Raw genomic sequence first — 11,032 nt, 5'->3', positions numbered from 1 at the left:
TGCTCACCACGGGGGTCGGTATCCGGTGGTGATCCTGTCTCCGGTACGGCGCCACTTGGGTTCCTTGTCCACCGTCTTGGCCGTGATCGACCGCAGCCTGCGGACCACGGCGCCGTAGGCTCCGCTGGCGTTGCTCGACACCTTGGCGCCGGGGGGCTCGTCCATGAACGGCATGAACTTGTCGGGGAAGCCGGGCATGGTGCAGGCGATGCAGATGCCGCCGACGTTGGGGCAGCCGCCGATCCCGTTCATCCAGCCGCGCTTGGGCACGTTGCACTTGACGACCGGGCCCCAGCAGCCGAGCTTGACCAGGCACGTCGGCGAGTCGTACGACATCGCGAACTGGCCCTGCTCGTAGTAGCCCGCACGGTCGCAGCCCTCGTGCACGGTGGCCCCGAACAGCCAGGTGGGACGCAGCTTGTCGTCCAGCGGGATCATCGGGGCGGCGCCGGCCGCTTGGTAGAGCAGGTAGGTGAGCGTCTCGGAGAAGTTGTCGGGCTGGATCGGACAGCCGGGGACGCACACGATGGGGATGCCCGCGTGGGACTTCCAGTCCCAGCCGAGGTAGTCCGGCACGCCCATCGCGCCGGTCGGGTTGCCCGCCATGGCGTGGATGCCGCCGTAGGTGGCGCAGGTGCCGATGGCGACGACCGCCAGCGCCTTCGGGGCGAGCCGGTCGATCCACTCGCTGGTGGTGATCGGCTGGCCGGTCTCCGGGTTGTCGCCGAAGCCGCACCAATAGCCCTCGGGCTTGATCGCCTCATTGGGGACGGAGCCCTCGACGACCAGCACGAACGGGTCGATCTCGCCCCGCTCCCCTTTGAAGAACCACTCGATGAACGTGTCCGAGCCGCCGACCGGACCGCACTCGAAGTCGATGAGCGGCCAGTGGACGGCGATCTTCGGAAGGCCCGGCAGCACACCGAGCACGATCTCCTCGATGCTGGGCTGCATGGCCGCCGTCAACGCGACCGAGTCACCGTCGCAGCTCAGGCCGGCGTTGATCCAGAGAATGTGGATCGTGGGTGTCTCGTCGGCGGGCGCGCCGCTTGCGTCCGCAGCGCCGACCGTGTCCGGCGTCGCCTCAGTCATGGGACCGCCTCCTGGGGAGGTAAGGGATGAAAGCCCAGATTTCGACCATCGCTATTCTTCGTATCAGCCGTTCGGCCGTGATGAGACGCCGTTGAGGGCCGTTCCGGTGACATCCACGGCGGAGGGGGTCGGACCGGTTTGCGCAACCTGGGCGGGACCGAGGTGCGGCGGGGTGCACGCCGGCCGCTCCTTGTGAACGAAGGAACGACGCAGCGAGTGGTACGGGGCATCCGGGTCGTCGAAGGTCCGGCGCATCCGGGCCAGCTCCTGCTCACGGAAGCCGGCCAGCGGGGTCACGCTCTCCAGCCGGTCCAGCTCCGTCTTCTTCGCGGTGATCCGTGACGCCGTCGCCGGCAGTGACGCCAGACGGGCCGCCAGGCCGCCGACCTCCGGCGGGAACTCATCAGGAGAGCAGTCGACCACCCGGTCGACGAGCCCGAGGCGCAGTGCGCTCGCCGAGCTCACCGGCAGGGCCTCACGCATGAGCCGTTCGGCCGTCGCGGGACCCACCTTGCGGGGCAGGGTGTGCGTCCAGTACTCCGAGCCGTACAGGCCCATCAGACGGTAGTGGGGGTTCAGCACGGCGCCCGAGCGGCACCACACCTCGTCGGCCGCCAGGGCGAGCATCACCCCGCCCGCCGCGGCGTTGCCCGCGACCGCCGCGACCACCAGTCGGTCCGTCGTCGTCAGAACAGCCTCGACCAGATCGTCGATGGCGTTGATGTTCGCCCAGGACTCGGCAGCAGGGTCGTCCGCGGCCTCGATGACGCCCAGATGGATCCCGTTGGAGAAGAAGTCCCGTTCGCCGCCCAGCACCAGTACGGACGTGGGCCGCTCGCACGCTTCCCGGTAGGCGTCCAGCAGACGTCGGCACTGCTCCGTGCTCATGGCGCCGCCGGGGAAGGAGAACGAGAGGAACCCGACGTTCCCCTCCTCCCGGTAGCGGATGTCCGTCCAGGTACGGTGCCGCACCTCGGGCAGCAGGGGCAGGGCATGATCGGGCAGGGGTGGCAGCCGGTCGCCCAGTGCCCGCACGGCCTGCAGTTTGTACGTGGGCGGCTGCCCGGGCACGCGCCGGGGCCGCAGCTCGGGGATCCACACGGCGCCGTCCTTGGTGGCCCGGCACACCGCCCCGGCCCTGGTGGCCAGCAGCTCGCCCGGGCGGCCTCGCAACACGCTGTCGGGATGACCGCCATGCAGGTACCACTCGCGGCCGAGCAGCACGTCCAGCACACCGGGCTGCGAGTCCGCTGCTCTCAGCTTGCGCAGGACATCCTGCGTGGAGTCCTCGGCCCAGTCGATTCGCCGGACGCTCTGATCGAGGTACGGACGGGGGCGCGGGCGCGAGTCGGCGGTGCCTGCCGCGTCCTGCCTGCGCGGTACGTGTGTGCCCCCGGCGAAGCGCTCCACCGCGAGCAGGACGGCCTCGAGCGCGGCGTCGGCGATCTCGCCCCGGTACAGCTCGCTCTTGGACACCTGGGGAATCCGGCACGGTACACCGGCCCACACGTCACCGGCGTCCATCTCCGCGTCGGCCTGCAGGACGGTGACGCCCCACTGGTCGACGCCCTCGTGAATCGCCCAGTCCAGGGAGGAGGGTCCGCGGTCGCCCACGGGCCCCGGATGGACGATGAGGCAGGTGTGCGCTGTCCATACCTCCTCGGGAATCGCCGTCTTCAGCATCGGCGCCACGATGAGCTGCGGTGCATGCCGCTGCACGGTTTCGGGCAACGGGCTGCCGGGCAGGGCGAGTTCCACCGCCACGGCGTGGCCACGGTCGCGCAGCTCGGCGTGGACACGCTGGGTGAGGCTGTTGAACGCACTGGCTAGGAGCAGGATGTGCACGGCTGCCTCCGGGCGGACGAACGGCAGGCAGGGATGTCCGCCGACCACGATCCTCGGCCAGGGCTGCCCGCCGTCCCCGACGACAGACGGTGGAGTCATCCGAAAAGCGGGCGCCGATCCGCCGTCCGGCCTCACCGGCCATCGCCCGCGGCGACACCGACGGCCCGGCTCCCCGCGTCACCCGTCGTGAAAGATCAGCGTCGTCGCAGGCCGCTGGTGATGCGCTCCCATGGGGAGCGGGTGGCACCGAAGTGGGTCTCGTGCGTCCAAATGTGAGTGCACGACCGGCACTGCAGGTGGAGCAGGCTGCCGACGTGGGAAAGCAGGTAGCGCCAGTGCTCGGAACAGGTGCGCCCCTGCTCGCAGGTGGCGCACCCGCGACGGTCGTCGCAGTTCGGGCAGGCCACCCAGGCGCGACGCCCGATGTCCGCCTGCGGGTCAAGCGGCAGCATCGCTGCCGCCTCTCCGCGGCAGCACACCGGCCGAGACCAGCTGGTCGTACACGCGCTGTTGCTCCGCGCTGAGGCCGGAATACAGCAGCTCATACGCCGCTTCCTCGCCGCGCAGCGCGGCGACGGGGTCCCAGTCGGGGCCGAGAGCGTCCAGGACATGAGCGCGCCGGAGCAGTTCATGTGAGCTCAGGTCGACGTCCAGGTCGACCCTTGGGAACGGGTCGGGTCGGTCCGTCGCGGGCCTGCTTTCCGCGGCGGGTTCGTCCGGTTCACCTGGAAGGGCGCGGCCATGGGAGGACATGGGACCGAACGTAGGCAAGCGCTTCTCGCCCCGGCAAGAGCAGGTGGGAGAAGTCACAGCACGCCCGCGCCCCCAGGGGACGTCCGGAGGCGACCCGTACGTGCCAGGTGGTGCTGGGCGCATTCCCCGCACAGCACGGATACACCCCGGGGAAGAGCTCCGCTGCGGACCTCGGCCCGATCCCGCCGGAACACGTCAGCACGTTCGAGCGACGCTGAACATGAACCCCGCCACAGGACGGGCCCTGGCCGACCGAGCGACTCCGTGGCAACAGTCTCCATCTATGCCTGTTCGTCCCCGCAAAGCCCTGGCCGCGTCTTCGCGCGCCAGGAGACACGGTCGCCCATGCGCTGAGGCCCCCTGCATCGGGTTCGAGGATCAAGATCCGGACCATTTACGGGGCGGTCGTCCCGCCGACGACCGCGCCAGGCATCATTCCTGCTGGTCATCCCGGATGCGGCGCGTGTACCACCATGAGACGAAGAACCTTCTGGTGTCGTACTCGCCGAAGAAACTGGGCTTCTTCTAGACCCAGTTAGACCCACATAGACCCAGAAAAGGGCGCCTGACCAGGACAGGTATCCGCCAGGCGCCCTTCTGGGCCTCGGCTTGGACAGCGAGTCGGAACGGGGCCGGGCCATTCCTGTCCCGCGCCGCCGCGGCTCGCGAAACGGCGGACCGTGAGCAAGTCCGAACTCGATGCCGTATAGGGGAGCGAGCCTTGCCGCAAACAGGCCGATGAAGGCCACGCGGCGGTGCATGGGCGAACCGGGTGCGACCCATGAGGCATCGGTCTCTTTCCGGGACCGGCCTGCCAACCGCCCAAGCGATGTTCCATGATGAGCGAGCCATGCACCGACCAGCCACGACTCCCCGCGCGCCGCTGCCCGTCTTCCGGGCCGCCGTCTTCGCTGTCGTCGGCACCGTGCTGGGGGCGAGCGCCCACCGCCTGATCGCCGAGGGGCCCGTGCCGTGGGTGCAGGGCACGGCCGCGGCCGCCGTGCTCTTCGGTCTCGGGCTCGTCGGCACCCGCCGCCCACGCGCCCTGCCCACGGTCGTCGCCTGGAGCGTCGTGGCCCAGTCCGGGCTGCACCTATGGCTGATGCTCACCGTGCACGCCGGGCACACGCCGGCCACGGCAGCACCTCATCACGGTGGGCGCTCCCACGACTCCAACGCGGCCTGGCACGAGCGCCTGCACGACTCCGTGGCCATGACGGCCGCGCACGCACTGGTCGCCGTGCTCGTGGCAGTCCTGCTGCACCGCGCGGACGCGGCGTGCTGGACGCTGGCCCGGGGTGTGACGGCAACGCTCGATGGCGTACGGGCGCACCTCACCGCCGCCTGGACACAGGTCGCGGGGCGGTCACCGGCACCCAGGGAAATCCGTCTGCCGATTCTCGTACCGGCGAAGAGCGAGCAGCCACCGCCGATGGGACCGGGGCTCGCGCATGCGGTGGTTCGGCGGGGTCCGCCGCCGACGAGGGCAGTGCTCGTCAACTGACCCCGCCAGGGCACCGGTTCGGCCCACGCCGTACGGCCGCCCCGCCATACCCTCATGCCTGGAGACACCCATGTCCCGCATCACCTTGCCGCGCACCGCGCGGCGCCTGACCGTCGCCACTGCCGCCGCGGCGACCGCCGTTCTGCTCACCGCCGCTCCGGCCGCCGCCCACGTGGAGGTGGAGTCCGACAAGGCCCAGGCGCTCGCCGTGAATGCCGAGCTCACCTTCGTGGCCGAGTCGGAGTCCGCCACCGCCGGGATCACCGAGCTTCGGGTGGTCCTCCCCGAGGGCGTCACACCCGCCGACGTGACGTACGGAGAGGGCCCCAAGGGCTGGACGTTCACCGCGAACGACGACGGCTACACCGTCAAGGGCCCGGCGGTGAAGGTCGGCGAGGGCGCCGAGTACTCGGTCGTCGTCCGGCAGCTGCCCGACGCGAAGGAGCTCGCGTTCAAGACGTTGCAGACCTACAGCGACGGCAAGATCGACCGCTGGATCGAACTGGGTGAGTCCAGCGGCGGCGGCCACGGCAACGAAGCCCCGGTCCTCGAACTGAAGGCCGCCGCACCGGGCGCGAAGCCGGTCAGCCCGTCCGCCGCTGAGTCGGAGAGCCCCGCCGCGTCACCGACGCCGACGCCGACCGCCGAGGAGACGGCCGTCTCGCCCTCCCCGCAGGCGGCCGACACCGAAACGGACGACAGCGGCGGGCTGTCGGCGGGCGCCTGGACCGGCATCGTCGCGGCAGTCCTCGTCGCGATCGCGACCGTGGTGTTCGTCGTACGCCGCCGGGGCAGCGCCCAGCAGTAGTCCGACTGCCCACTGCCAGGGCCCTTGCGCGCCGAGTCGTCTCGGAGTGCAAGGGCCCTCCCTCGTACGACTACGACCCGCCAGTCGTGCGGAGCCTTCCCGACCAGCCGGTGATCCGCGCGGCTGAGCGCCTCCACCACCAGGCGCCGCGATGCCCGTCGCTGAGCCGGGCGCGCGAGCGGGGCGGCCGGATCAGAAGTTCTCCACGAGCCAGGTCGCCGCCAACAGCAACACCGCGAAGGCGGCCAGCACCGCGACCGCCTGGGCGACCCAGCGGGGAATCCGGTTCATCACGTCCATCCTCACCTCGGGGTCCTGACTTACTTGTACCCCGTGGCGTGGCTCCTACCTCGTCATCAGCGGGCCCGGAACCACCCGGATGAATCCACTCAATCCGGGTGGTCCAGTCACACGGCGCACGCGCGTGTCCGCGGGCTCCAGCCAGCGGTCTGCCTCCCTCAACTCGAGGTGGGCCCCGGCCGAACGCCAGGTCACGACGGAGTCGGGACGGCTGCACAGCCACAGGTGGCCTCGGCCGCGGACCACACCGCGCATCGCGACGGGGAGCGCGTCCGCCAGCCGCCCGGGGTGCAGGGGGCGGCGGGCCCGCCACAGCACCGTCTCCGCCCCTGGGCCGGCACCGTATCGCGCGGCCGGAACCGTCACCGGCTCCAGTCGCGCCTGCCACTCGCCCTCGGCACCATGAGGCGCGGCCCGGACGAGCAAGGCCCGCAGCTCGGACCCGGCTCCGTCGATGTCCGGAGATGTGACGAGGCGGGCACGTGGGTTGAGCCGGGAGGCCAACGCGGTTGCGGTACACGCCTGTTCGCCGTCGCCGCCCGCGGGGGCCGGCACGAGCAGTACGTCCGCCGCCTCCACCTGCCGAACGGCAGCCTCGGCCGGGCTCAGGGCCTCACCATGCTCACGCCCGCTCCACAGCCGTACCGCCTGATGAACGCAACCGACGCCCACCAGGAACGACGACGGCTCCACTCCGACCACCACGGGTGCCGGCTCGTAGTGGTCGCCCAGCGTGCCGCTCGCCACGCGAGCGCGCCACAACTCTGCCAGGAACGGCAGGACATCGACGTCCCCGGGCAGGGCGAGAACCACGTGCACCGGGCCCGCACTGCGCCGCAGAGACATGAGGTCCTGACGGAGAATCACCACAGGATCTCCCGTCGCCCCCCAGGATGCCTCCCGCACGGACGCGTCGACGCCCGGCAGGAGACGCTGGACGACCGAGTATCCCGTCTCCTGACCCTGGATCGACGCGGCCAGCCGCACGGCGCGCGGAGACAGCCGCGGCAAATGCTCGACTGCGACGCCCCGGATGCCGGGGGTGTTGCCGGCGACCACACTCAGCAGGCCCTTCTGCACGCCGTCGCCCCTCAGTTGAGGTGGGCGACTTGCTGCGGGGCGGGCGCCGCGCGGAGCCTGTCGGGCAACGTGCCGTCGTCGGGCATCCCGGCCCGCAGCCAGGCACCTACGGCTTCGGCGTCGGCCCCGGTGACGAGCGGGCCGAGCCGTACGACGGCCCCGGCCGGCTTGCGATCCGCCGTACATGGCTGCACGGCGGCGTGCAGCCCGCGGTCCGACCGGCAGTGCAGAACCTTCTCCAGGCAACCGGTGGAGACCATGACCCCGTGGGGGCAGCCCCGGACGGCGCGACGCAGCCCGTCCATCAGCCCGTCGGTCTCGGCGTGACACGACGCGCAGACGACGAGGGTGAACGGACGACCCCTACGGTCGCGTGCCGCATCACTCATATCCGCGCCCTTCCCGAGCTATTGAAAATGGTTTCCATTTTTATAGCACGGCTGTCCTTCCGTTACCGAGAGTCGGGTCTCCGGATCGTCGGACCAGTTTCGCGAGCAGGCCGTGGCGGGGTGCCAGACACCAGGTGAGGGCGAAGAGGGCGGTGAGGACCACGACCACGGAGCCGCCCGCGGCCAGGTCGTAGGTGTACGAGACATACAGGCCTGCCACGCTTCCGGCGCAGCCGATGAGCGAGGCGAGCAGGGTCATCGCCCACAGCCGCTCGGTCAGCATGCGCGCGGTGGCGGCGGGGGTGATGAGCAGGGCGAGGACGAGGATGTTGCCGACCGCCTCCAGGGACATCACGATCGTCGTGGTGACCAGGACATATAGGACCAGGTCCAGTCGGAACACCGGCAGGCCGGCGGCGCGTGCCGCCTCCCGGTCCAGGCTGACGGCGACCAGTTCCTTGCCGATCGCCAGCACGACGACGATCAGGACGGTCCCGATGGCGGCCACGGTCCACACGTCCGCCGCGCTGACCGCGAGCACCTGACCGAACAGGAACGAGGACAGGTCGGTCGTCCAGCTGTCGCGCGTGGAGACCAGGACGATGCCGAGCCCGAAGGCGAAGGCGAAGAAGACGCCGATGACGGTGTCCTCCTTGAGCCGCCGGTTCTGGGAGACGAAGGCGATCAGCACGGCCGTGGTGATGCCGGCCGCGGCACCGCCGAGCAGGAGGTTGCCCTCGAAGGCGTAGGCGAGCGCGACGCCGGGGAAGGCGGAGTGGGCGACGGCGTCGCCGATGAAGGCCATGCCGCGCAGCACGACGTACACGCCCACCACTCCGCACACCAGGCCGATGACCGCGGCGACGGCGAACGCCCGCTGCATGAAGGGCAGTTGCCAGGGATCCGTGAGCAACTCGATCACGCTACGGCTCCGATCGCGCGGTCCAGGCCGAACGCCCGCAGCATCTGGTCGGGGTCGGCGAGGAGTTCGGGGCCGCCCTCGGCGACGACCGTGCGGTTGATCAGCGCCACCCGGTGGCAGGTGCGAGCGGCGGCCGCCAGGTCGTGGGTTGTCATCAGCAGCGCCCTGCCTTCCGCGGCCAGTCGGCCGAACAGCTCGTTCAACAACTCCTGGGTGGGGACGTCGACTCCGGTGAACGGCTCGTCCAGGAGCAGGATGCGCGGCCCGGCGGCCAGGGCGCGGGCCACCAGGACCCGCTGCCGCTGGCCGCCGGACAGCTCACCGACGGGGCGCCGGCGCAGTGCGGTGAGTCCGGTCAGCTCCAGCGCCTCGTCCACCGCCGCCCGGTCCGCCGCGCCCGGGCGGCGAAGCCAGCCCATCTGCCGGGTGCGGCCGGTGAGGACCGCGCCCGCGATGTCGATGGGGAAGTCCCAGGCGAACTCGTGCCGTTGGGGCACGTACCCGATGCGCTGCCCGGCCCGCCGCCCAGTGCGTCGTTCGACGGCCACCTCGCCCGCGGCCAGCGGAACGAGCCCGAGGACGGCGCGCAGGAGGGTCGTCTTGCCGGCGCCGTTCGGGCCGATGAGGCCGACCAGTTCACCCGCGTCGACGGTCAGGTCGGCCTTCTCCAGGGCCGTCCTGCCGCCGAGCAGGACGGTCGCGCCCGTGATCCGCAGCAGCGGTCCCGCGCCGTCGGTCAGGCTGTCAGCCATGTGCGGTCCTCCTGCGCCGGGCGGCCAGGTAGGACGCGGCGCCCACCGCGGTGAGTGCGGCGGCGGCCGAGCCCAGTAGTACGGCCTGACCGGCACCGGTGGAGGCCATCGTGCCGTCGGTGTCGTCCGTCGAAGAGCCGCCCGTGGAGCCGGAGTCGGACGTGGAGCCGGAGTCGGACGTGGAGCCTGCCGTGCCCGAGGACGAGGAACCAGACGTCCCGGGCGTCCCGGAGGTTCCCTTGCCGGAGCCGTCGCCCGGCGTCACCGTGCCGGGGTCGGTGTCGCCGATCACGAACGTGACCGTCTCGGTGTCGGAGACCTTCGTGCCGTTCGCGAGCGTGCCGCTCATTTTGAAGGTCAGCCGGTACGTTCCTTCCTTGGTGAACGCCCACCCGCCGTGCGCATGCGTGTTCTGCGCGACGTCGAAGGCGTCCGGCACCCCGTCCTTGCTGTTGAACAGGACGTTCGCGCCCGACATCGCGTCGTACGTGTAGAGCGCGTAGGTTCCCGGACCGTCGACCTTGGTGAGTGAGAACTCCACGCCTCCCTTGGTCGCCCCGGCCTTGATGTTGTCCGTCGACCAGCCGGGCCACAGCAGTCCCTCCTGCTGCACCTGGTCGAGCAGCCACACCGGGTCGCCGCCCTTGCCGAGGAACGCGAAGTCGTCGCTGTCCGGCAGGGTGTTCTTGGCCGCGGGCTTGACGTGCAGGACCACGGAGGAGGGCTCGCGCCAGGTGGTCTTCCCCGAGACCGTGCCGTCCTTGATGTGGATCTGCAGTTTGTCGTCGACGACGCGGGCGGCGAAGTCGACGTGGCCCTCGTCAAGGACCTTCCTCTCGGACACGACGTCCGTGGCAGCCGTGGTGACGGCCAGGGCGGTGCGCCGTTCGGCTGCGGCCGCCTCCGTCACAGCCTTCTCTGCCGCTGTCGGGGTCTGCGCCTTCTCGGGGGGTTCCTCGGTGGGGGTCTCCTCGGCGACCGGTTCCTCGGTGGCCGTGTCCTCCCCGTCCACCGTCGTGTCCCCGACCACCACCGTGTACACGGTCCCGACGGACAACTCCCGCCCGTCAGCCGCCGTGGCCTCCGCGGAGAAGATGACCTGGTACGTGCCGTCCTCGCTGAACTCCCAGCGGGTCTCGCCCTCTTGGCCCGCCGGGAGCGTGTGCTCGTCCGGCTGGTTGTCCGCGCTGTCGAACAGCAGCGCGTCCTCGGCGGTGTCGCCCTCGCCCTCCTCCTCGCCTTCCTCCTCGCCCTGGGCCGAGTACACCTTCAGATCACCCGGGCCGTCGAGCCCGGTCAGCGACCACCGCACGGTGTCCCCAGCCACCGCGCCCTCGGGTACACCGGTGGTGTCCCACCCGGGCGCCGAGGCGTCCGCCACGTCGGCGTCGTCGACGTCGATCACCTGGGCGCCGTCCGCGGGATCCAGGGTCAACGCCCCGTCCGCGTAGGCGATCCGGCCGAGGCCGGGTTCTGCCGTACGTGCCGTGCTGTCGTCCGCTACGGCGACCCCGCCTCCCGCCAGTCCCACCGGTGTGGCCGCGAGGACCACCGCCACGGCGACCCGCTGAACTCTTCGCATGCCCC

11 protein-coding genes are annotated in these 11,032 nt (G+C 71.0%); 2 read left to right on the top strand and 9 right to left on the bottom strand.

The genetic code is table 11. The features are described 5' to 3' along the window. Positions 1-3: 3 nt before the first annotated feature. The 4 genes from OG252_RS42730 to OG252_RS42715 form a co-directional block, all read right to left on the bottom strand. Positions 4-1,092, bottom strand: coding sequence for a hydrogenase expression protein HypE (locus OG252_RS42730; protein WP_150469776.1), 1,089 nt, complete (start codon positions 1,090-1,092; stop codon positions 4-6). 63 nt (positions 1,093-1,155) lie between these two features. Continuing rightward, positions 1,156-2,937 carry an enoyl-CoA hydratase-related protein gene (locus OG252_RS42725; protein ID WP_266448789.1) on the bottom strand — a complete coding sequence of 594 codons (1,782 nt, stop codon included), beginning with the start codon at positions 2,935-2,937 and terminating at the stop codon, positions 1,156-1,158. Between the two features lie 194 nt (positions 2,938-3,131). Beyond that, the gene (locus OG252_RS42720) at positions 3,132-3,389 is read right to left on the bottom strand and encodes a hypothetical protein (RefSeq protein ID WP_150469777.1); all 258 of its coding nucleotides are present in this window, start codon (positions 3,387-3,389) and stop codon (positions 3,132-3,134) included. After that, complete coding sequence (locus OG252_RS42715) at positions 3,376-3,690, bottom strand: DUF6400 family protein (RefSeq protein WP_266443977.1); 315 nt, start codon at positions 3,688-3,690, stop codon at positions 3,376-3,378. The genes OG252_RS42720 and OG252_RS42715 overlap by 14 nt, the downstream gene beginning before the upstream one ends. Positions 3,691-4,540: 850 nt before the next feature. Between OG252_RS42715 and OG252_RS42710 the strand changes: the two genes are divergently transcribed. Continuing rightward, positions 4,541-5,194: a hypothetical protein gene (locus OG252_RS42710; protein WP_266443974.1), complete on the top strand. Its 654-nt coding sequence runs from the start codon at positions 4,541-4,543 to the stop codon at positions 5,192-5,194. A gap of 70 nt (positions 5,195-5,264) precedes the next feature. After that, positions 5,265-6,002, top strand: a complete 738-nt coding sequence (locus tag OG252_RS42705) for a DUF1775 domain-containing protein (RefSeq protein ID WP_266443971.1) — start codon at positions 5,265-5,267, stop codon at positions 6,000-6,002. Between the two features lie 345 nt (positions 6,003-6,347). Here OG252_RS42705 and OG252_RS42700 read toward each other — a convergent pair whose 3' ends face one another. From OG252_RS42700 to OG252_RS42680, 5 genes are read right to left on the bottom strand one after another with little or no spacing between them, the layout of a single operon-like run. Next, entirely contained in the window at positions 6,348-7,382 is a 1,035-nt protein-coding gene (locus OG252_RS42700; RefSeq protein ID WP_266443968.1) for a GTP-binding protein, read from the bottom strand. A gap of 11 nt (positions 7,383-7,393) precedes the next feature. Further along, on the bottom strand, positions 7,394-7,771 hold the full coding sequence (locus OG252_RS42695; protein ID WP_266443965.1) for a hypothetical protein: 378 nt from the start codon (positions 7,769-7,771) through the stop codon (positions 7,394-7,396). Positions 7,772-7,811: 40 nt separating this feature from the next. Then, complete coding sequence (locus tag OG252_RS42690; protein WP_266443962.1) at positions 7,812-8,693, bottom strand: anchored repeat-type ABC transporter permease subunit; 882 nt, start codon at positions 8,691-8,693, stop codon at positions 7,812-7,814. Then, positions 8,690-9,445, bottom strand: coding sequence for an anchored repeat-type ABC transporter ATP-binding subunit (locus OG252_RS42685; protein ID WP_266443960.1), 756 nt, complete (start codon positions 9,443-9,445; stop codon positions 8,690-8,692). The genes OG252_RS42690 and OG252_RS42685 overlap by 4 nt, the downstream gene beginning before the upstream one ends. Continuing rightward, positions 9,438-11,027: a TIGR03773 family transporter-associated surface protein gene (locus OG252_RS42680; RefSeq protein WP_266443958.1), complete on the bottom strand. Its 1,590-nt coding sequence runs from the start codon at positions 11,025-11,027 to the stop codon at positions 9,438-9,440. The genes OG252_RS42685 and OG252_RS42680 overlap by 8 nt, the downstream gene beginning before the upstream one ends. Positions 11,028-11,032: the final 5 nt, after the last annotated feature.

Source organism: Streptomyces sp. NBC_01352 (assembly GCF_036237295.1).
GTDB lineage: Bacteria > Actinomycetota > Actinomycetes > Streptomycetales > Streptomycetaceae > Streptomyces > Streptomyces plumbiresistens.
This window is presented reverse-complemented; position numbering and strand designations above follow the sequence as displayed.

Bases quoted from the DNA above. Each gene is read 5' to 3' on its own strand.
- OG252_RS42730 (WP_150469776.1), bottom strand. From the start codon at position 1,092: ATGACTGAGGCGACGCCGGACACGGTCGGCGCTGCGGACGCAAGCGGC.
- OG252_RS42720 (WP_150469777.1), bottom strand. From the start codon at position 3,389: ATGCTGCCGCTTGACCCGCAGGCGGACATCGGGCGTCGCGCCTGGGTG.
- OG252_RS42715 (WP_266443977.1), bottom strand. From the start codon at position 3,690: ATGTCCTCCCATGGCCGCGCCCTTCCAGGTGAACCGGACGAACCCGCC.
- OG252_RS42710 (WP_266443974.1), top strand. From the start codon at position 4,541: ATGCACCGACCAGCCACGACTCCCCGCGCGCCGCTGCCCGTCTTCCGG.
- OG252_RS42705 (WP_266443971.1), top strand. From the start codon at position 5,265: ATGTCCCGCATCACCTTGCCGCGCACCGCGCGGCGCCTGACCGTCGCC.
- OG252_RS42695 (WP_266443965.1), bottom strand. From the start codon at position 7,771: ATGAGTGATGCGGCACGCGACCGTAGGGGTCGTCCGTTCACCCTCGTC.
- OG252_RS42685 (WP_266443960.1), bottom strand. From the start codon at position 9,445: ATGGCTGACAGCCTGACCGACGGCGCGGGACCGCTGCTGCGGATCACG.
- OG252_RS42680 (WP_266443958.1), bottom strand. From the start codon at position 11,027: ATGCGAAGAGTTCAGCGGGTCGCCGTGGCGGTGGTCCTCGCGGCCACA.